Here is a 20,805-nt window from a genome sequence, read left to right on the forward strand (position 1 = left end):
GTCAACAATGATGTCCGGTTTCCTTCGATCCGAGTTCTTCCACAACTACAAACGCAGCACGTCTGCCATGATCGGCAGTGCGCTGATGGCGCTGTTTGCATTCGCAGTGGTTGCCGGACCGTTTCTCGTCGCCCAGAACCCTTATGACATTGCGGCACTCGATCTGATGGACAGCTACAAGCCGCCCATGTGGCTGGAAGGCGGCGACCCGCGCTTTCCGTTTGGCACTGATGGGCAGGGACGGGACGTTTGGGCTTCGATCCTGTACGGTGCGCGAATATCGGTCTTCATCGGGCTGGTGGCGATGTGTGCGTCCTGTATCATCGGCACGATGCTGGGGCTGATAGCCGGGTTTTACGGTGGCCTTGTCGATTCCGTCATCATGCGCATCGCGGATGTACAGTTGTCATTTCCGTCTATCCTGATCGCACTTTTTCTGATGTCTGCCGTCGGCACCGGTATTGATAAAGTGCTGATCGCCCTGACCGCCGTGGGTTGGGTTGTCTATGCGCGCACGGTACGCGGTTCGACACTGTCAGAAATCGAGAAAGAATACGTTCAGGCCGCCAAGGTCGCGGGGTTGCCCAACCACAAGATCATTCGCAAGCACGTTTTGCCCAATGTGCTAACGCCACTCATCGTAATTGCCACCATTCAGGTCGGCACTTTTGTTCTGATCGAGGCTTCGCTCAGCTTTCTTGGTGTTGGGGTGCCGATCACCCAACCGTCGCTGGGGCTGCTCATCAAGAACGGCTTTGATGTGCTTTTCAGCGGGTTGTGGTGGACCTCTGTCTTTCCGGGCGTGGCCATCATGACGCTGGTGTTTGGGATCAACCTTTTCGGCGATTTTCTGCGCGACGAACTAAACCCGAGGCTCAAGTGATGGAGCAGACCGTTCAGAAACCACTGCTGGCCGTGCGCGACCTGCATACCAGCTTCCATACCTACTCCGGCACCGTGCGGGCCGTGAATGGCGTCACGTTTGAAATCGGCGAAGGTGAGGTGATGGGGCTGGTCGGCGAAAGCGGCGGTGGAAAGTCCGTAGTTGGGTTTTCGATCCTCGGCCTCATCGACAGTCCGGGTCAGATAGAGGGCGGAGAAATCCTGTTTGACGGTCAGGACCTTGTCACGGCTGGCGAAACGCGTCTGCGCGAAGTGCGTGGGCAAGAGATTTCAATGGTGTTTCAAGACCCGATGACCTCGCTCAATCCGCTGCAAACAATCGGGCAGCAGATGGATGAGGTCTTGCGCCTGCACACCGATCTTGATGCCAGGACGCGTCGGCAAGCCTGTGTCGACATGCTGGAAAGTGTGGGGATCAGCCGTGCCAACGAACGCCTCAAGGCATACCCGCATCAGTTTTCGGGCGGTATGCGTCAACGCGTGGTGATCGCTATCGCCATGCTGGCGGGTCCCCGCTTGATCATCGCGGATGAACCGACAACTGCTCTAGACGTCACAATTCAAAGCCAAATTCTCAAGCTCATGCGTCAGCAGATTAAGGACAAGGGCGCTTCGATGGTCCTGATCACCCATGATCTTGCTGTCGTCTCGGAAATGGCCGACCACATCACGGTGCTTTATTGCGGCAAGGTTGTGGAACGCGGCCGCACGCGTGACCTGATCGAGGCACCCTCGCACCCCTATACCCGAGGCCTTATCGACAGCATTCCCGACATCACAAACCGGCATGACCGGCTGAGCCAGATCCCGGGCGCTGTTCCTGACGTGCGTAACCTACCCAAGGGGTGCAACTTTCGTGATCGCTGTCCGCGTGCGCGGGCCCGTTGCGCCGAAGAGGAACCGGAACTGAGTAAACCGCGTGCAACGCTTTGGGCGGCATGCCACTTTCCTTTAGCGCCGGAAGACGCAGCATGACCGATCATCAGGCCCCCATGCTTGAAGTGCGCAATCTGGAAATGCACTTCCAGATCGGCGGTGGAATTCTCGACCGGCTGAAGATCGATGCCAAAGGCGTGCGGCTGGAAAACCCTGTCGTGCACGCGGTCAACGGTGTCAGCTTCAAGATCGCGCGTGGAGAGATTATGGCGCTGGTCGGTGAAAGTGGGTGTGGCAAATCAACGGTCGCCAAGGCCATCGCACGTATCTACAAGCCGACGGTTGGCGAAGTGCTGGTCGAAGGGGAGGATATCGCCGGTTACGATTTTGCCCAGATGCTGCCCGTGCGGGCCCGGATGCAGATGATTTTCCAGGACCCTTACGCTTCACTGAACCCGCGCCAGCGTGTCCGCGATATTGTTGCCGAGCCTTTGCTGGAACAAACCAAGAGCGCGCGTGACCGCAAGACTGTGCCGACCCGGATCGAACAGCTGCTGGCCAAGGTGGGTTTGAACGCCGAGCATGCCGGGCGCTATCCGCATCAGTTCTCGGGGGGCCAAAGACAGCGTATCGGCATCGCGCGCGCGCTTTCCGTAACCCCTGGTCTTATTGTTGCTGATGAACCGGTTTCGGCGCTCGACGTATCGATTCAGGCGCAAATCCTCAATCTGATGAAGGATTTGCGTGACGAGCTTGGACTCTCGTATCTGTTCATAAGCCATGATTTGTCGGTCGTGCACCATATCGCGGATTCGGTCGGCGTGATGTATCTTGGCTTTATGGTCGAGAACGCACCGCGCGACGTTTTGTTCTCCAATCCCCGACACCCTTACACGCGCGCACTTCTTTCTGCGGCTCCCAGCATCAAGGCCAGGCGTGATAAAGAAGAGATCACGCTAAGCGGCGAAGTCCCCTCGGCGCTGGCTCTGCCCTCGGGATGCTGTTTTCGCACCCGCTGCCCGTTTGCGTGGGATCGGTGCGCGACTGAACGCCCCAAATTGCAGGATGTCGGCGACGGACAATCCGTTGCCTGCCACCTGATCGATGAGCCGGAAAGGGACAGGGCATGACCGTTATTGCACAGGCTCGTCTGGGTATACACGATCCGCATGACTGCACGGATGCAAGCGATGAATTGACGATCCTGCATGCCGTTTATGACACGCTTGTGCGGCGTGTAGGGCAGGACTTCGTGCCGCATCTTGCCGAAAGCTGGACCGTTTCCGACGACGCCCGCAACTGGAGTTTCCGTCTGCGGCAGGGGGTGACGTTTCATGATGGCAGTCCCTGTGACGCTCAGGCGGTTGCCGCATCTCTTGAGAGGATGGCGCGAGAGGATAAGGGCTACACGTTGGGGGCACCGGCCGTTTGGCGGCAATATCTTGGCGGTGCAACGCTGGAAATCGTGGAGTCTCACAATCTGGTCGTTACGTTGGTTGAACCGATGGCTGATCTGCTGGACGTGCTTGAACAGGGTTTCATTGTGGCGCCATCGGCATTTGCCGCGCTGGATGGCGGCAACTACGCCATGCAGATCGGATCTGGCCCGTATCGATTGACCTCAGCTACGCTAGGCAGGATCACGGCCACGCGGGTGGACAAGCATTTTGCTGGCTTGCCCGCCAATAAGACGATCACGTGGCTCTACGTGCCCGATCCGGCCGTGCGGCAAGTGTTGCTGGAGCGCGGCGAGGTGCAGGTGGCCAATGCGCTTGGTTATGAGGCGTCCCGCACACTGGGCGTTGAGCGTCATGAATATCTGGCGCCGGTCGCGATCATCTATCTTTTGAACGTGGCGAAAGGGCCGCTTGCGGATTCCCTAGTGCGCCGCGCGATTAGCCTGGCCGTAGATCGCGACGCTATTGTTGAGACAGTTATGGCTGGTGCGGCAAGTCCCTTGTACGGTTTCGTCAATCCCAACCATTTTGGTGCTGGGCCGGGAGAAACGAAGCAGATGGATCGCGATATGGCACGGCATCTGCTGGCGGAGGCTGGCTGGAGCGCGGGATTGACGCTTGATGTCGATTGCCCAACGCGCCTCCCGGATGAGGCTGAACGGCTGACGGCGGCGCTGGATGCTCAGCTGCGCGAGGTCGGCATTGCCCTGAACGTTCATATCCATACTGAACGTGAAGACTACGCCCATATGGTGCGCCGCAAGGAAATCCGCGACCTCTGTGTATTTGATTCCAGCCCGATGAGTACGTATCGCGTGCTCTATGAAAAGATCGACTCCCGCGTCGCAGGCTCCTGGTGGCAGGGTTACGCAAACGCTGAGATCGAGCTGTTGATCGACAAGGGCCGGCGCACCACGGACCGTGCTCTACGTGCGAAAATCTGGCGTCAGTGCTATACGTTGCTGCAGGACGATCCGGCCTGGCTTACACTGTACAATCCCATCCGGGTGATCGGGCTGTCAGGAGCACATCCGGACTTTGCGATGCCTGCTGACGGGGTGATCGATGTCGCGCGACTTCCTGCCTTGGGAGGAGCAGAGCAATGAAGGCCGACACGCTGATCACCGGTGCTTGCGTTATCACCATGGACCCTGATCGGCGTGTGATCGAAAACGGCGCGGTTGCTGTGAGGGATGGGGAAATTCTTGCCGTTGGTGCAGCGGCTGAATTGCAGACTGATGTGCAGGCGGACCATTTCGTGGATTGCTCGGGCCATATCGTTATCCCCGGCCTCGTCGATGTCCATGCCCATGCTGGTCATGGTCTGATCAAATCCATGGGCATGCATGATGGCTGCCGTTGGGAAGAGATTTGTGGAGAGGTATATACTCGGGCCTCGCCACCCGAATTCTGGTATGCAGAGGCTCGTCTTGCCGCGTTGGAGCGGCTGCGGTTTGGCGTCACGACCGGCGTGTCCCTGCTGGGCGGGGGCGACACAATCATGCGGACCGACGATCCGAAACACGCCGCTGCTCATTGCCGTGGTGTGGTCGAGGTTGGCACCCGCAGCGTTGTCGCCGTTGGCCCGACCCGCGCTCCTCATCCGATGACATATGCTGAATGGCCGGGGGGGGAGCGACAAGACTACCTGGTCATATTCGAACAGCAGCTGGAATGTTGTCAGAGCGTCGTGTCCGAGTGGCACGACACACATGACAGCCGCATTCACGTCGCCATGCTTTACCCTGTTTTGAGGGATGAACACGAACGCGACATGGCGGAAGAGGACTATGCTGCAGCCTGCGAGCAGGCAAGGATTGTCCGGGAATACGCTCGGGACATGGGACTCATTTTCACGCAGGATGGCCATTGGCGCGGCTCGATCCGCCGGGCAGAAAAGCTTGGTCTGCTGGGTCCTGAAACGCTGCTGTCCCATTGTATCGACCTGCACGCAGACGAGATTGAGCTGGTTGCGGCGACAGATACGAAAATCGCGCATAACCCGTCTGCCAATGCCTCGATCTTGGGGCGCTGCCCGGCGACCGAATTGATGGAGGCAGGTGCCTGCGTGGCGCTGGGTTCGGACGCAACGGCACCAGACAGGTCAGCGGACATGTTCCGTCACATGCAACAGGCGATGCATTATCACCGTCGCCACTTCCGCGATGCCGACAGGCTGCCCATTGGCCAGGTGCTTGAGATGTGTACCATTGGGGGTGCACGCGCGCTGGGCATGGCGGATCGGATTGGTTCGATTGAGGTCGGAAAGGCGGCCGATATCGTAACGCTTGATCTGCGGCGGCCGCATCTCTACCCACCCAACATGGCTTTGCACCGGCTGGTCTGCTTTGCCAACGGCAATGATGTGTCCAACGTCATGATCGGTGGCGAGTTCGTTTTGAGGGAGGGCAAGGCAACGCGCGTGAACGAGGCCGATATCCTTCGTGATGCTGCGCAGGAAACCGCGATCATGATTGATCGGATCGGAGGCACTCGGGATCTCGCTATTCCGCAAGGATTCTGGGGTGACGAAGAAAGGCAGACATGACGATCTATGTGATAAACCCCAACAGCAGCCAGCATGTGACCGATGGCATTGACGAGGCGGTTGGGCCCATGCGTGCGGCAAGCCCTGTGCCTATCGAGGCCCGGACCTTAGCCGAAGGACCGCCGGGGATCGAAACGCAGGCCCATGTCGAAGGTGTCGTGGCGCCGCTGCTGGACCACTGCGCGCGGTTGGAAGATCAGGCCAGCGCCTTTGTCATAGCCTGTTATTCCGACCCGGGACTTGCTGCCTTGCGCGAACAATCCGCGCAACCGGTGCTGGGTATTGCCGAGTCTTCGATCCTGACCGCCATGACACTGGGCCAACGGTTCGGGATTGTCTCAATCCTGTCCAAGAGCATCCCCCGTCATATGCGATACATTGGCGCGATGGGGGTGATGGATCGGTTTGCTGCCGATCAGCCGCTAGAGCTTGGAGTCCAGGAATTGGCAGATCACGCCCGGACATTCGACCGGCTCAAGGCCGTCGGCAGCAGTCTGCGGGACGTTGCCTTGGCCGATGTTATCATCCTCGGCTGTGCGGGCATGACCGCATATCGCGCGGAGTTAGAAGCTTACCTTGGTATCCCGGTGGTCGAACCCTGCCAGGCCGCGACCGCCATGGCGATTGGCAGGGTGGCCCTGCAAAACACACGATAGGATATTTCATGACACGACTTACCACCGAAGCTGCGGGCGTTTTTGTGATCGCCGTTACGCCATTTCTCCCAGACGGCCAGATTGACATGGACAGCTGTGACCGGATGGTTGATTTCTATCTCGATACCGGGGCAACCGGCCTGACTGTTCTGGGCATGATGGGTGAGGCGCCCAAGCTCACGGTCGAGGAATCCCGCGACGTCGTGGCGCGTATCCTGACGCGTGTGAACGGCCGCGTGCCGGTTGTGGTCGGTGTCTCCGCACCAGGCTTCGCTCAGATCAAGGCGCTGACGATGATGGTGATGGATCTCGGTGCGGCGGGCGTCATGATCGCCCCTCCGGCATCGCTGCGCACTGACGACCAAATCGTGACATATTATACTCAGGTCGCCGAGTTGATCGGAGATGTGCCGTTTGTTCTGCAGGACTTCCCGCTGGTCACCGGAGTACAGATCGCCCCCAAGGTCATCGCGCGGATCGTCAATGACCTGCCGAACTGCGTTTGCCTCAAGCATGAGGATTGGCCCGGTCTTGAAAAGATCACCGCGTTGCGGGCCGAGGGGATGCTGAATCGGCGCATTTCGATCCTGTGCGGCAACGGTGGGCTTTTCCTGCCCGAAGAAATGGCGCGTGGTGCGGATGGTGCCATGACAGGGTTTGCCTATCCCGAAATGATGGTGAGCGTTACAACGCTCTATGCCGAGGGCGATCCGGACCGGGCACAGGATATCTTCGATGCCTATCTGCCGCTCGCCCGTTTTGAACAACAGCCCGGGATGGGGTTGGCCATCCGCAAGTACACCCTCGCTCGGCGTGGCATCATTGCCCACGGCGCCTTGCGCCGTCCGGGTGCGTCGCTATCGCAAAACAGCCGGGCAGAGGTCGATCAACTGATCGCGCGGCTTGAAAAACGACTGGAGGAATTGAACTGATGGATCTGGAAATCACCGGGAAACGCGCGCTTGTTCTGGGGGCCAGTCGTGGCCTTGGTATGGAGATTGCCAAATCGCTTGCCGCAGAAGGCGCGACAGTGTTCGCCGCCGCCCGCAGCCGCGACAAGATCGAGGCATGGGCGCAAGGCATGGAAAATGTTCATCCGGTTCAATTGGACCTCGGCAATCCGTCCGAGGTCGATGCGCTGGTGGTCGATCTGCTGAAAGATGGTGGCGTAGACATAATCGTCAACAACGGCGGTGGCCCGCCTCCCGGTACGGCGCAGGCGGCAACACGCGAAGCGTGGCTTGTGCATTTCGAAACCATGGCGGCAAACATCTTCCATTTGAACACGCAGCTGCTGCCGAAGATGAAAGAAAACCAATGGGGCCGCATCATTTCGATCACTTCCTCGGGTGTCGAACAGCCCATTCCAAACCTTGCCCTGTCCAATGGCATCCGGTCCGCCGTCGTCGGCTGGTCCAAAACGCTGTCTGCGGAAGTTGCGGCTGATGGCATTACAGTCAATGTGGTGATGCCGGGCCGTATACACACTCAGCGCGTTGATGAACTGGACGCAGCCGCCGCCACGCGTACGGGCACGGATGTTGCGGACGTTGCCGCCAAATCGCGGGCGACCATCCCGGCGGGACGCTATGGAAAGCCGGAAGAGTTTGCGGATGTCGTTACGTTTCTGGCCTCTAACCGAGCCGGATATGTAACGGGCTCGCGCATACGGATTGATGGCGGGGGCATAAAGTCCATATAAACGACCGCAGCAGAGTATTCAGAAAATCCGGATCGCCCCTGCCAGTTCGTTTGCTATCTGGGCATTGTTCGAACAAGCGAGGGGCGGTTGGACACCGTGTCGTACCAAGCGGCCAACTGCGGGCGGTCGACGCGCCAATCGCCGACCGGTTGGCGAAAATCGAGATAGCCCAGCGCGCAGGCCAGCCCGATTGACGCTGCATCGAACCGGGTATCCAGAACATCGGATCCGCGCTCTTCGTACCAATTGAGAGAGCGGTCGATCTTTTCGCCTTGTCCGTCAAGCCAGGCCTGCGACACCTCTGCTTCGTCCCGCACGCGTCGCTCGTAAACACACGCCAAGGCTGCTTCGATCACCCCTTCTGCGAGGCTTTCCAAAGTCAGGCGGTCGAACCTGTCATCGCCGTTGTCGTAGAGCGTTGCAGGGTCGCTCAGGCCATCGACAAAACGCATTATGATGCGGCTGTCAAAAATCACACGACCGTCGGCGCGTTGGACACAGGGAATTTTCCCCAACGGGTTGCGTGCTGCAAGATCGGTGTTGGTGTCGAGAGGCGAGGTTGCCACACTCACGTCTTCAAACTGGTCTTCGACGTCTTTTTCGATAATCGAGACGCGCACTTTGCGCGCGAAAGGTGACGCTGGGGAATAGAAGAGTCGATTCATGAGGCGGGCTCCAGGTCAGTTCAAGGTGTTAGTAACTACATCGGTGTCAGATCAAACCGGTGTTCCCGCCCAGGCGACAGTGCTCCGGATATGATTGATCATAGCGGCCTCGGCATCGCCCGCAATGCGGCAGTGATGGTAGCTTTTGAATGAGAGCGTCGTGACCTGCCTCAGTCAATTTTGAACAAGCGATTGTCAGAACCGCGCTGGCTTATCCACTCGTTTCCGAAAACGGCCCTGGTCCCCGGATTCAGTACTCGCTGCTGGTATGTTGATGCCACATGTCGGTGACGATTTCCCAGCCATCGTCCTCCGGGCGCAAGACAAAGAGATAGGTGCCGGTGGCATCCATCCCAACTGTTTCGATTTTCGCCTCTACAAAGCCGATCATGACCGCCAGAGTCTCGTCGTCCGAGACGTATAAGTGATCAATTGTATGAGTGACCTCACCTTTATTGGCGGCGACAAACTCGAACAACTCCCGCGGACCCTCCAGCCCCTGACGCACAGGTTTGCCGTGTTCGATCCAGAGCGTGTCTTCGGAATAAAGTGAGACCAGCCCGGCCGCGTCGTGATCAGCAGCGAAGGCGTTGAACTGATCGTTGACAGCATTCAGGCTGGTGGTCGCGTCATCTGCGACGGCCATACCTGCCGAAAGCAATACGGCCGCAATTGAATTCATCATGCGCATAGTACGTTCCTTCTTTTTATGGGCGTGTCAGGAAGTCGGATCGGGATCAGGACGCGCGAAGATCACCTCTCGCGTGACCTGCCAGCGGTCGTCTTCGAAAATCAGGTCGATGCTGAGCTCAAGCACTTTGCGGGAATCGCCGATTGGCACCCGCCGGGTGATCAGGACGTGCCCATGGTCGCCGTTTGCTTCAACGGCGTTGAACCGGGCCCATTTGTGATCATCCGGGTTGGTGTCTTTGACCGATTTGGCCATCAGCGCCATGAAACCGGGCTTGTCAAAGCGTGCCAATTCGCCACTGACGTCCAGCATCAGGATTTGCATGTTTTTATGATAGATACGGTCCAGACCGCCGGTGTCGCCGTGGACCGCGACATTCATCAGGTCCTCAATCGCAGCGCGCACGCCTGCTTCGGTTTTGTCTGCCATTTCAGGTCTCCTTCAATTTCAGGCGTGGGTGCCGTTGACTGGGAAGTCATCGGACAACCCGCGCAAGAACCGGATACCCTTCACAAGGCTGGTCAGGCTGGGGCGGGCAAACGGGATGTTCGAGATGTCAACGATCTGCAGCCTGCCGTGATCGTTGACGACGAAAAGCCCGGGTTCGGCAAACGGCCCCTCGACATCCATCCCGTTGCGTGGACCGGAGACATACAGACCCAGCGTCCGCATCTGCTCAACACTCAGACCATAGCCAACATCGAAGGTTGGTGAGACGTCATGCATCTGTGCTGTGGCACGCTCTGCGCTATCGGCAGAGACCGCCAGCACATCGACGCCCAGGGCATTCAACTCAGGGAGCGCGTCGTTCAGATCGCGCAGGTAGGTCGTGCACAGCGGGCAGTGTTTGCCGCGATAGACGACGCTCAACATCCAGTCGTACCCGCCCCGAGGGACGGACAAGCTTCGGGTGTTGCCACCAAGCACAGGTAGATAGATCGCCGGAAATGCCTTTCCGACGGCAGGTTTGGGGCTGGTCATGAGAAGCCTTTCTGATTATATATCGATTGATACATAACTATCATGGCGACGCGAGAGTCAAGGAATTATATATTGACCGATACAAAAAAATTAGGCCGCCCAAGAAACTTCGATTACGACGAAGCTCTTGTGCAGGCGATGTCGGTCTTCTGGACCAAGGGGTATGACGGGGCGTCGCTGCGGGATCTGACTCAGGCGATGGGGATTACCGGACCAAGCCTGTACGCCGCGTTTGGTGACAAGCGAGAGCTGTATCTCAAAACCATCGACCTCTATGCGGATGTGGATGGATGCGCGCCCGTGGTGGCCTTTGAGGCCGAGGAGGATATCGCCAAAGCCATCAAAGGGTTCCTGTCCGAAGTGGTTCACTATGCAACCGCGCACGAAAGCGGGGCGAAGGGATGCTTTCTGGCATCGAGCGTGGTTACAACGGTTGGTCAGGTAGAGGGTGTGGCAGAGCGCGTTGAGGCGGCGATCGAAGACACCGAAAAACGCCTTGCAGCCCGGTTCGACCGGGAAATCGAAAAGGGCACGTTGCCCGCAGATTTTCCGTCCCGTGAGCGTGCTGCGCTTCTCTATGACTTAAGGCAAGGTTACATGTTCCGAGGACGTGCTGGCTGGAGCGGGGATCGCATGCAAAAGGATCTCGACGCTCGGGTGCAGATGCTGCTCACGTGTTAATGGCTAACGTTTACGCATCGCAGACAGGTCTTTAGGAACTCCGCCCAAATCGAGTTCTGATATACGCTTTTCGCCTGTGTTCGCATGGCGGTTTAAATTTGCTTGCTTTGGATGAGAGCGTAGGTGCAGCGGATCGCAAGCTTGTGGTCTGAAGTCGGGGCAGGGCCGTCATCAAGACTGGACAACGGCCATGTTGTTTTCAGTTCGGGCAACTGGCAAAACAGACCTTTACCGGCCGACTCCGACATAAGTTTCGAAACCGGATTTCATCACGGTGCCCTCGGAGTAGATATTGCGCAGGTCTACCATTCTGGGGGTCTTCATGGTTTCGGCCAGATCGGTCAGGTTCAGAGCCCGGAATTCATTCCACTCGGTTAGCAATACAACCACATCCGCGTCTTTTGCCGCCTCATACGGATCGTCTGACCATTCTACGCCGGGCAGCAGGTCTTCGCCCTCGGCTCGTCCCTGTGGATCGACAACGCGGACTTTGGCGCCACTGCCGATAAGCGCGGGCACGATGGTCAGCGATGGTGCGTCGCGCATGTCATCGGTGTTGGGTTTGAAGGTTACACCCAACATGGCAACCGTTTTGCCGTTGAAACTGTCGCTGCAAGCCTCTCGGATTTTTTCGATCATCCGCTTTTTGACTTCGTCATTTACGCGCATAACCGTTTCGGTGATCTGCATCGGATGCGCGTGTTCCTGCCCGATCCGCGCCAGTGCGGCGGTATCTTTGGGAAAGCACGATCCCCCGTAACCGGGACCGGCGTGCAGGAACTTGTTCCCAATCCGCCCGTCCAACCCGATGCCGCGCGCAACCTCTTTCACGTCGCCGCCAACCCGTTCGCACAGGCCCGCGATTTCGTTGATGAAGGTGATCTTGGTCGCCAGAAACGCATTTGCGGCGTATTTGATCATTTCAGCACTTTCCAGATCCGTGGTCAGGATCGGGAAGTCGCGCAGATACAATGGGCGGTAAATCTCTGCCATCACCTCGGCGGCGCGGTCGCTTTCAACGCCAACCACAACGCGGTCGGGACGCATGAAGTCGTCGATCGCTGCCCCTTCGCGCAGAAACTCCGGGTTCGACGCGACATCAAAATCCGCCTTTGGATTGGCCGCGGACACCACCTCGTGAACCTTGCGGTTCGTGCCCACTGGCACGGTGGATTTAGTGACAATCACGGTGTAATCGGTGACCGCGCGGGCGATCTCCTCGGCGGCGGCCATCACGTAGGTCAGGTCCGCATGGCCATCACCGCGACGGGTCGGCGTGCCCACGGCAATGAACACCGCATCCGCGCCGTCAACCGCAGCGACCAGATCGGTGGTAAAGCTCAGGCGACCGGCAGCCACGTTCTTGGCCATCAGCACGTCAAGTCCCGGCTCATAGATCGGAACCTCGCCTGCCTGCAGCATCTGGATCTTCTGATCCGTCTTATCGACGCAAATCACATCGTGGCCAAAATCCGAAAAACAAACCCCGGACACCAGACCCACATAGCCTGTGCCGATCATCGCAATACGCATAAACTAAATCCTTCTTACCAATTACCGCTGGTGGCGCGCGCACAATCAGGGAATCCGACGCCGGTTTCAATGCCTGACCAGCGCGTTGGGTTGCATTCCACAGATTCTTGCTGTTTTTGAGACAACAAACAGGCGCAATTGCACTTAAGGGCCCAGATATGACCAAAACGGCATTGATTACCGGCATTACAGGCCAGGACGGTTCGTACCTGGCCGAGTTCCTGTTGGAAAAAGGATACGAAGTTCATGGGATCAAGCGGCGCGCGTCTTCATTTAACACGCAACGTATTGATCACATCTATCAGGACCCGCACGAGCCCAACCCGAAACTGCATCTGCATTACGGCGACCTGAGCGATACGTCGAACCTGACGCGAATCATCCAGCAGGTTCAACCGGACGAGGTGTATAATCTCGGGGCCCAATCGCATGTGGCGGTCAGTTTTGAATCCCCGGAATACACAGCGGATGTCGATGCCATCGGAACCCTGCGCCTGTTGGAAGCGATCCGTTTCTTAGGGCTTGAGGACAAAACCCGGTTTTATCAGGCCTCGACCTCCGAGCTATATGGGTTGGTGCAGGAAACACCCCAGCGAGAGACAACGCCGTTCCACCCGCGTTCGCCCTACGCCGTGGCCAAGCTCTATTCCTACTGGATTACAGTGAACTACCGCGAGGCGTATGGCATGTATGCCTGCAACGGGATCCTGTTCAATCATGAAAGCCCGCGCCGGGGCGAGACCTTTGTGACGCGCAAGATCACACGCGGTCTGGCCAATATTGCGCAAGGCCTCGAAGACTGTCTGTACATGGGCAATATCGACAGCCTGCGCGATTGGGGACATGCCAAGGACTACGTTCGGATGCAGTGGATGATGCTGCAACAGGACTCGCCTGAGGATTATGTGATCGCAACGGGTGTGCAGTATTCTGTCCGCCAGTTTATCGAATGGTCCGCCGCCGAGCTTGGTATTTCCGTTGAATTTTCGGGCCGTGGCGTTGAAGAGATCGCGACTGTGAAGGCGATTGAGGGCGACAACGCCTCGGCGTTGAAACCGGGAGACGTTGTCATGCGGATCGACCCGCAGTATTTCCGCCCGGCGGAAGTGGAGACGCTGTTGGGGGACCCTTCAAAGGCCAGGCAGAAACTGGGATGGGTGCCGGAACTGACCGTGCAGGACATGTGCGAAGAAATGGTGCGCGAGGACCTGAAGACCGCCAAACGCCACGCGCTGCTCAAGCAGCATGGCTATGACCTGCCCGTCAGCCTGGAAAACGGCTGAGGAGGGCGGCATGCGCAAGATCTATCTGGCAGGGCATCGCGGCATGGTTGGGGGCGCCATCCTCCGCCGGCTGCAGGATCGGCGATCCTCGGGCGAGGCGCTTGAGGTGATCACACGCACACATCCCGAACTGGATCTGACGAATCAGTCGGATGTGTGCGATTTCATGCAGGCGGAACAACCGGATGTCGTGATCCTTGCGGCGGCCAGGGTGGGCGGCATCCATGCCAACAACACCTATCCCGCTGATTTCATTTATGAAAATATGATGATCGAATGCAACGTGATCCATCAGGCCTTTGCGGCAGGGGTCAAACATCTATTGCAATTGGGCAGCTCGTGCATTTACCCCCGCAAGGTTCCGCAGCCCATGCGCGAGGACGCGCTACTGACAGGGGTTCTCGAGCCCACAAACGAGCCCTATGCCATCGCTAAGATCGCCGGGATCAAACTGTGCGAAAGCTACAATCGGCAGCACGGTGTGGACTACCGCTCGGTCATGCCAACCAACCTGTACGGGCCGGGGGACAATTTTCATCCCGAGAACAGCCATGTCCTGCCAGCGTTGATCCGTCGGTTCCATGAGGCGCAGCGTGACGGGTTGGACCAAGTAACGATCTGGGGCACCGGGAAACCCCGGCGCGAATTTCTGCACGTGGATGACATGGCAGAGGCATCCCTCTTCGTTCTCGACCTGCCGCGCGACATTTATGCGGCGAATACGCAGCCGATGCTCAGCCATATCAACGTCGGGTACGGGTCGGATATCTCTATTGCGGAACTGGCGGAACTGGTGGCCAAGGTGGTCGGATTTCGGGGTCGGATCACGCAGGACACGAGCAAGCCGGATGGCACCATGCGAAAGCTGATGGATGTGTCACGACTGGCGGATATGGGATGGCGCGCCAGCATCGGGCTCGAAGACGGGGTTCGTGAAACCTATGCGTGGTATCTGGAGCAATCCGAAGCGGATTTGCGGGCGAGCTGACCACCCGAACATGTGGCTCGGGTGGCGTGCTTTGTTAGAACCAGCGACCGATTGCTATAACTATCGGGGCAAGCGCGGTTGCGTCTGCGATCGTGGACAGAACCTTGTAACCCACCAGCGCACCTGACGGGGCATCCAGTCCGAGAAAGCGTCCGAACGCGCCGCCGCTGCCACTTATGGCGGGTGCGGCTGCGAACGGAATCGGAAAATTCCAAGTCGCGGAATTGCTTGCATAAAGCGCGCCTTCGGCAGTGGTGCAGGCAACGGGGCTCAGCGAAGCCGTGCAGATTTGAGTGCCATCTGCGAACCGAACGTAATCGCCATTCGAGGTGCTGCCGCGCTCGATCACCGCACCGGTTGGCACGCCAGCGGATTCCGAGACTGCACCCAACAGGTTGCCGGGTCCATATCCAAAATCGGCACGCATCAGACGCCCTGATGTGGTGTCCTCGGCGCTGGTTTGCACGGCTGCGCCCCCGGCGATCCCGGTTGCCGGATCAAACGTCAGGGCTTCGATCCAGCTGCCACCATCGGGCGAAACTTTGATGGAAAACGCGGTGTTGCCCGACAGACCCAGTTCCGCGTGCCCGGTCCAGTTCGACTGAAACAGCAGCGAAGCCGTGTCGCCAGACCCGGCCTTGTTGATTTTCAGTTGGTGTCCGCCGCCCTCGTGGCTGAGCAGCGTTGCCGGGCCGCGCACGGAGAGGCGGTTAGTGCTGTCATAGCCCGTTGCAACGCCAACCCCGTCCAGATTTTGCGTCGTGACCGGTGGCTCGATCCAGTTGGCGCCGTCCCAGACCTTCAGCTGTCCGCTTGCCTGATCCCAGGCCCGCCAGCCGACATCCGGCGTCACAAAATGCCAGACAGTGTCCAGCCACGCGGCCAGTTCACCCGGGTGGCCGTTCCAATCCCCAGTTGGCGCCACGCCCAGGGCGTGTACTTCGCCTTGTTCCGGCGCGGGGGGTGGGTTGGTCGCGTTGGTGGAGACAACGCTCAGCTGTACCACCAGATCCAACTGACGCAGCGCCTCGTTATGGGTGACATGTTTTTGCGCCTGCGACGGTTGCAAAAAGGGCAGAGTCAATCTGGGTGAGGTCTGGGACATGGGCATCCTCCTGTGGCTGTCGGTCCGACACTGTCATTGCGCGCCACCCTGCAGCGATGCCTGTAAATCCCGTCTGACCTGCCCGAACGCCCGGAAATCGGTTCGTTAACCTCAGATTTCCAATGTGGAAACAAACACGCGATAACACCCGCTCTGTCGCAGGTGTTGAAGGGCAAACCGCCCCGATCTGATTCTACGGGGGCTGGAGATTCGCGCAGATGATCCGAAGATGACCCGCTAGGTTACTTGCGGGCGTAAATGTCTTCGTAGCGGATGATATCGTCCTCACCCAAGTATGACCCGGTTTGCACCTCGATCAGCACCATCGGCACTTTGCCCGGATTCTCCATCCGGTGCACCGCGCCCAGAGGGATGTAGACCGACTCGTTCTCGGAGACGAGGCGCACATCCTCATCAATGGTGACCTTTGCAGTACCTTCCACCACGATCCAATGTTCCGACCGGTGGTGATGAGACTGCAGGCTGAGCGACGCGCCGGGATGCACATGAATGCGTTTGACCTGAAACCGGTCGCCGATCACAAGGCTTTCAAACCAACCCCAGGGGCGGTGGTCCACCGGCAGCGATTCTGCCTGTTTGGCACCCTTGGCTTTGAGCGCTGCGACGGCCTGCTTGACATCCTGCGCCTTGTCCATACTGGCCACCAGAACGGCATCCGGCATGGCCACGGCGATCATGTTCTCAAGACCCATGGCCACAACCTCCTGCGACGGCGATTCCGACCGTACCAGCACATTGCGACAGTCGATTGTGGTCACGTCCCCGGTTGTTGCGACGCCCTGCGCGTCGGGATGGGTGAGCTCTTGCACAGCTGTCCAGCTGCCGACATCGGACCACCCGGCCGCATAGGGAACAACGCTCAGGTTCGACGCCTTTTCCATCACGGCGTAATCGATCGAGATATCTTCGACCGCGGCCCAGGCTTCCGCGTCCAACCGCAAGAACCCCAAATCTGCTTCGGCGTTTTCCACGGCGCGTTTTACCGGTTCAATCAGGGCTGGCGCGTAGTGTTCAAAACCCGCGACGATGTCGCGAACGGCAAATAGGAAAATGCCCGAGTTCCACAAGTAACTTCCGTCGTCCAGCATGGACCTGGCACTGTCCAGATCGGGTTTTTCCACGAACCGATCCAAGGGCACCGCTGCGCCGGTCCCGTCCGGGGTCTGGCTGAGCTTCAGGTAGCCATAGCCGGTCTCTGGCCGGCCCGGCGTTATGCCGAACGTCACAAGATCACCGCGCGCGCCAATGGTACGGACACCTTCGGCCACGGCCTGATGAAAGGCTGATTTGTCCGGCACAACATGGTCGGACGGGGCAACCAGAATGATCGCGTCAGGGTCCTTGGCCGCCAGATACAACGCGGCGGCCAGGACCGCAGGGGCGGTGTTGCGACCCTCGGGTTCAATCAGGATCGGTCCGGGGTCCACACCGATTGCGGTGAGTTGTTCCGGCACTATAAACCGAAACGCTTCGTTGGTTAAAATCAAAGGCTTGGCATACGGCGCACCCTTCGGCCCTTGCATCCTTTCGGCGCAATCCTGCAGCAGGCTGGTTTCGCCAATCAACGGCACGAACTGCTTTGGATAGCTCTTTCGGGACAGGGGCCACAAACGCGTGCCGGAGCCGCCGCACAGAATGACGGGATAGATATTAGTCATGGTGCACGTACCTTTAGCCTGCCAATAGCAGACGGTATCGCCTTAATTGACGGGCAGGGGAAGGGCATTCCGTTATTGTGCCGCTTTCCCCGTGGCAACGATGTCATTGAGGTATTGGCTCAGGTCGTCGCGCAGGTCATCGCGGGCCAGCGCAAAGGCCACGGTCGCCTGCAGGAAGCCGGCTTTTGAGCCGCAGTCAAACCGTTGCCCCTCGAACTTGTAGCCAAACACCGGGACGCCGTTACCGATATCTTCGGCAATTGCATCGGTCAGTTGGATCTCACCGCCGCTGCCCTTTTTCTTTTGGTTCAGATTGTACAGAACCGAAGGCCCAAGGACGTAGCGGCCGATCACGGCAAGGTTCGAAGGAGCATCTTCGGGCTTGGGCTTTTCCACCATTCCCTTGGTGCGGACCACGGTGCCGATGTTGTCACCGACATCCAGAACGCCGTACGAGCTGGTTTGCTCTGGCGCCACTTCCATCGCGGCGACCATGTTGCCGCCGGTTTCCTCATAGGCCTCGATCATCTGCTGCAGGCAAGGTTTGTCCGCTGCAATCACGTCATCAGGCAGCATCACGGCAAATGGTTCGTCACCGATCAGGCGCCGTGCGCACCAGACGGCATGACCCAGCCCCAAGGCCTTGTGCTGACGGATGTAGGCGATTGCACCGCTTTCCATGTTGGTCGCATTCAGCGTTTCCAGCAGGGCATCCTTGCCTTTGGTTTTCAGCTCCTGTTCCAGAACCAGGTTGTGGTCAAAGTAGTCTTCCAAAGCGGATTTGCCGCGCGATGTGACAAAGATAAATTCGGTGATCCCCGCTGCGCGCGCCTCATCGATGGCGTATTGCACCAAAGGACGGTCGACCAGTGTCATGATCTCTTTCGGAACCGATTTCGTCGCCGGCAAAAACCGTGTGCCCAGTCCCGCTACGGGGAAAATCGCCTTGGTAACCTTGCGTGCCATGGTGCCTCTCAAATTCAGCAAAAATACGGACGCGAATGCGCATCCGGAGTTTCTCTTAGGCTGCGAAGCCGGATCAATCAATGATGCCCGGTGTTCCGAGCGCTAATTGTTCAAAACGTGCCACCTTGAACGGTTAGAGTCAAAAACAACCATCGGTTTCTTTGAGTTTTGTCTTTCTATCGCATGTGTTGACGGCAGACGCGGTACTTCGCCGATTGCCCGCGCAGTGTCCGGATTCGGCAAGATTTTGCCCCGCGACCGGGAATCGGTCGCGGGGTCATTGGTCAGACCTGAGCCAGAATCTTCTCCAGCGGATCGTGTTCGGCAACAAAGTGATCCGGGGCAACTTCGCTCAGTTTTGGGACATAGCTCGCCTCACCTGCTGTCAGCTTGCTGGGAAGGAATCGCAGGGCTGCCTTCGGATCCATCGGAGAGGGTAATTCGCCGGGCAGTTTGATGCGCTGCCGGCTGCGCTCGACATCCGGGTCCGGGATCGGCACTGCAGAGATCAGGGATTGCGTATAAGGGTGAATCGGTTCCGAACAGATGATCTCGCCATCGCCCACTTCCACGATCCGGCCCAGATACAGGACCATGATCCGGTTCGATATGGCCCGCACGACCGACAGGTCGTGGCTGATGAAGATCATCGACAGCCCAAACTCCTGTTGCAACTCGCGCAGCAATTCAACGATCTGCGCCTGAATCGAAACATCCAGGGCCGAGACGGCCTCATCGCAGATTATCAGTTTTGGCTTGTTGATCATCGCCCGGGCGATACCCACGCGCTGATTCTGACCCCCGGACAATTCGTGCGGATAGCGATTGATCATGTTGGCCTGCAGGCCAACGCGTTCCATCATCTCGATGACCATTTGTTTGCGTTCGCGTTCGGTCAGGTCGGGGCGATAGGTCTTTAACGGCTCGGCAATCGAGGCCGAGATGGTCATCCGTGGGTCAAGGCTGGCCAGTGGATCCTGGAACACGATTTGCAGGTCCTTGCGATACTTCTTCAACTCGGACCGCTTCAAGCCGACAATGGGATGACCCAGCCAGCTCACGTTGCCACCGCTGGGTTCGATCAACTGTAAAACAGCGCGCGCCAGAGTGGATTTGCCGCATCCGGATTCGCCGACAACGCCCAGTGTTTCACCCTTGCGAATGTCAAAGCTGACGCCGTCCACGGCCTTTAACGGGACTTTGTGTCCGAACAACCCACCCGAGACATGGATCGGGAAATGCACTTTGACATCATCAACCGTCAGCAACGGTTCTTCGGTTTTCTCTAGTGCGCGTGGCGCATCCCCGGCGTCGATCCGCGGCATCGCCTCGAGCAGGGTGCGGGTGTAATCGTGTTCTGGCGCGCGGAAGATGTCGTGGGTGGTACCAGCTTCGACAAATTCGCCCATGCGCATCACCTGAATGCGGTCACACATCCGTGCGACGACACCCATATCGTGGGTGATCAGAGCGATGGCCGTGCCCTCGTCTTTTTGCAGGCGCACCATCAGATCCAGAATGTCGGCCTGTACCGTTACATCCAGCGCCGTGGTCGGCTCATCCGCGATCAGGAGCTTGGGATTGCACAGCATCGACATGGCGATCATCACCCGCTGGCGCATGCCGCCGGACAGCTCGTGCGGGTATTGATCTAGGCGCCGTTTGGCCTCGGGAATACGTACGCGATCAAGCCATTCCAGGCAGCGTGTCCGCGCCGCCGACCCCTGCAAACCCTCGTGGATTTGCAGAACTTCACGCATCTGCTGTCCCACCCGCAGGTGCGGGGTGAGCGCGGTTAGAGGATCCTGAAAGATCATGCCAACATCGGCACCCCGGATCTGGTTCAGTTTGCCCACCGGCAGGTTCAGGACCTCTTGGCCATTCAGCAGGACCGACCCCACTGCCCGCCCCGACGGCGGTAAAAGCCCCATCGCAGCCATGAAGGTCTGGCTTTTGCCCGACCCGCTTTCGCCGACGATGCCCAGACACTCGCCCGGGTTGATGTCGAAAGAGATGCCTTTGACGGCTTCGACCACGCCATCCGGAGTGTCGAACTGGACGCTCAGGTCCTTTACGGAAAACAGACTCATA

General features: G+C 58.4%; 20 protein-coding genes. 11 read left to right on the top strand and 9 right to left on the bottom strand.

Annotated features, from left to right (window positions below; all coding sequences use genetic code 11):
• Positions 1–10 precede the first annotated feature (10 nt).
• Genes ACR3ES_RS03375 through ACR3ES_RS03410 form a run of 8 tightly spaced genes read left to right on the top strand, consistent with a single transcriptional unit; the run spans position 11 to position 8,142 of the window.
• A complete protein-coding gene (locus tag ACR3ES_RS03375) occupies positions 11–883 on the top strand; it encodes an ABC transporter permease (RefSeq protein WP_170431358.1) in 873 nt (290 codons plus the stop codon).
• Positions 883–1,878, top strand: coding sequence for an ABC transporter ATP-binding protein (locus ACR3ES_RS03380; RefSeq protein WP_170431356.1), 996 nt, complete (start codon positions 883–885; stop codon positions 1,876–1,878). Before ACR3ES_RS03375 ends, ACR3ES_RS03380 begins: the two co-directional genes overlap by 1 nt.
• Positions 1,875–2,909 (top strand): dipeptide ABC transporter ATP-binding protein, encoded by a 1,035-nt coding sequence (locus ACR3ES_RS03385; RefSeq protein ID WP_170431354.1) that lies wholly within the window; start codon positions 1,875–1,877, stop codon positions 2,907–2,909. Before ACR3ES_RS03380 ends, ACR3ES_RS03385 begins: the two co-directional genes overlap by 4 nt.
• The gene (locus ACR3ES_RS03390; RefSeq protein WP_170431352.1) at positions 2,906–4,342 is read left to right on the top strand and encodes an ABC transporter substrate-binding protein; all 1,437 of its coding nucleotides are present in this window, start codon (positions 2,906–2,908) and stop codon (positions 4,340–4,342) included. The genes ACR3ES_RS03385 and ACR3ES_RS03390 overlap by 4 nt, the downstream gene beginning before the upstream one ends.
• Positions 4,339–5,784, top strand: a complete 1,446-nt coding sequence (locus ACR3ES_RS03395; RefSeq protein WP_170431350.1) for an amidohydrolase family protein — start codon at positions 4,339–4,341, stop codon at positions 5,782–5,784. The genes ACR3ES_RS03390 and ACR3ES_RS03395 overlap by 4 nt, the downstream gene beginning before the upstream one ends.
• Entirely contained in the window at positions 5,781–6,440 is a 660-nt protein-coding gene (locus tag ACR3ES_RS03400; protein WP_170431348.1) for an aspartate/glutamate racemase family protein, read from the top strand. The genes ACR3ES_RS03395 and ACR3ES_RS03400 overlap by 4 nt, the downstream gene beginning before the upstream one ends.
• Before the next feature lie 8 nt (positions 6,441–6,448).
• Positions 6,449–7,372, top strand: a complete 924-nt coding sequence (locus ACR3ES_RS03405; protein WP_170431347.1) for a dihydrodipicolinate synthase family protein — start codon at positions 6,449–6,451, stop codon at positions 7,370–7,372.
• On the top strand, positions 7,372–8,142 hold the full coding sequence (locus ACR3ES_RS03410) for an SDR family oxidoreductase (protein WP_170431345.1): 771 nt from the start codon (positions 7,372–7,374) through the stop codon (positions 8,140–8,142). The genes ACR3ES_RS03405 and ACR3ES_RS03410 overlap by 1 nt, the downstream gene beginning before the upstream one ends.
• 53 nt (positions 8,143–8,195) lie before the next feature.
• On the opposite strand, the gene ACR3ES_RS03415 is transcribed toward ACR3ES_RS03410, so the two are convergent.
• The 4 genes from ACR3ES_RS03415 to ACR3ES_RS03430 form a co-directional block, all read right to left on the bottom strand.
• Entirely contained in the window at positions 8,196–8,807 is a 612-nt protein-coding gene (locus ACR3ES_RS03415) for a glutathione S-transferase family protein (RefSeq protein WP_170431343.1), read from the bottom strand.
• A gap of 250 nt (positions 8,808–9,057) precedes the next feature.
• Positions 9,058–9,498: a nuclear transport factor 2 family protein gene (locus ACR3ES_RS03420; protein ID WP_170431341.1), complete on the bottom strand. Its 441-nt coding sequence runs from the start codon at positions 9,496–9,498 to the stop codon at positions 9,058–9,060.
• A gap of 27 nt (positions 9,499–9,525) precedes the next feature.
• Entirely contained in the window at positions 9,526–9,927 is a 402-nt protein-coding gene (locus tag ACR3ES_RS03425) for a nuclear transport factor 2 family protein (RefSeq protein WP_170431339.1), read from the bottom strand.
• 18 nt (positions 9,928–9,945) lie between these two features.
• On the bottom strand, positions 9,946–10,479 hold the full coding sequence (locus ACR3ES_RS03430) for a peroxiredoxin-like family protein (RefSeq protein ID WP_170431337.1): 534 nt from the start codon (positions 10,477–10,479) through the stop codon (positions 9,946–9,948).
• Between the two features lie 72 nt (positions 10,480–10,551).
• Between ACR3ES_RS03430 and ACR3ES_RS03435 the strand changes: the two genes are divergently transcribed.
• Positions 10,552–11,160 (top strand): TetR/AcrR family transcriptional regulator, encoded by a 609-nt coding sequence (locus ACR3ES_RS03435; protein WP_480424801.1) that lies wholly within the window; start codon positions 10,552–10,554, stop codon positions 11,158–11,160.
• Between the two features lie 228 nt (positions 11,161–11,388).
• Here the strand turns inward: ACR3ES_RS03435 and ACR3ES_RS03440 are convergent, their stop codons facing one another.
• Positions 11,389–12,693 (bottom strand): UDP-glucose dehydrogenase family protein, encoded by a 1,305-nt coding sequence (locus tag ACR3ES_RS03440; RefSeq protein ID WP_170431333.1) that lies wholly within the window; start codon positions 12,691–12,693, stop codon positions 11,389–11,391.
• 158 nt (positions 12,694–12,851) lie between these two features.
• Here ACR3ES_RS03440 and gmd point away from each other — a divergent pair, with 158 nt between their 5' ends.
• The gene (gene gmd, locus ACR3ES_RS03445) at positions 12,852–13,976 is read left to right on the top strand and encodes a GDP-mannose 4,6-dehydratase (RefSeq protein ID WP_170431331.1); all 1,125 of its coding nucleotides are present in this window, start codon (positions 12,852–12,854) and stop codon (positions 13,974–13,976) included.
• A gap of 10 nt (positions 13,977–13,986) precedes the next feature.
• On the top strand, positions 13,987–14,964 hold the full coding sequence (fcl, locus tag ACR3ES_RS03450) for a GDP-L-fucose synthase (RefSeq protein WP_170431328.1): 978 nt from the start codon (positions 13,987–13,989) through the stop codon (positions 14,962–14,964).
• 34 nt (positions 14,965–14,998) lie between these two features.
• Here the strand turns inward: fcl and ACR3ES_RS03455 are convergent, their stop codons facing one another.
• The 4 genes from ACR3ES_RS03455 to ACR3ES_RS03470 all read right to left on the bottom strand — a co-directional run bounded on the left by ACR3ES_RS03455 (position 14,999) and on the right by ACR3ES_RS03470 (position 20,804).
• Entirely contained in the window at positions 14,999–16,069 is a 1,071-nt protein-coding gene (locus ACR3ES_RS03455; protein WP_170431326.1) for a DUF2793 domain-containing protein, read from the bottom strand.
• Between the two features lie 242 nt (positions 16,070–16,311).
• Complete coding sequence (locus ACR3ES_RS03460) at positions 16,312–17,748, bottom strand: mannose-1-phosphate guanylyltransferase/mannose-6-phosphate isomerase (RefSeq protein WP_170431324.1); 1,437 nt, start codon at positions 17,746–17,748, stop codon at positions 16,312–16,314.
• A 72-nt stretch (positions 17,749–17,820) separates the two neighbouring features.
• The gene (galU, locus tag ACR3ES_RS03465) at positions 17,821–18,714 is read right to left on the bottom strand and encodes a UTP--glucose-1-phosphate uridylyltransferase GalU (RefSeq protein WP_170431322.1); all 894 of its coding nucleotides are present in this window, start codon (positions 18,712–18,714) and stop codon (positions 17,821–17,823) included.
• A 284-nt stretch (positions 18,715–18,998) separates the two neighbouring features.
• Positions 18,999–20,804, bottom strand: a complete 1,806-nt coding sequence (locus tag ACR3ES_RS03470) for an ABC transporter ATP-binding protein (protein WP_170431320.1) — start codon at positions 20,802–20,804, stop codon at positions 18,999–19,001.
• Position 20,805: the final 1 nt, after the last annotated feature.

It is taken from the genome of Ruegeria sp. B1, from assembly GCF_056535885.1.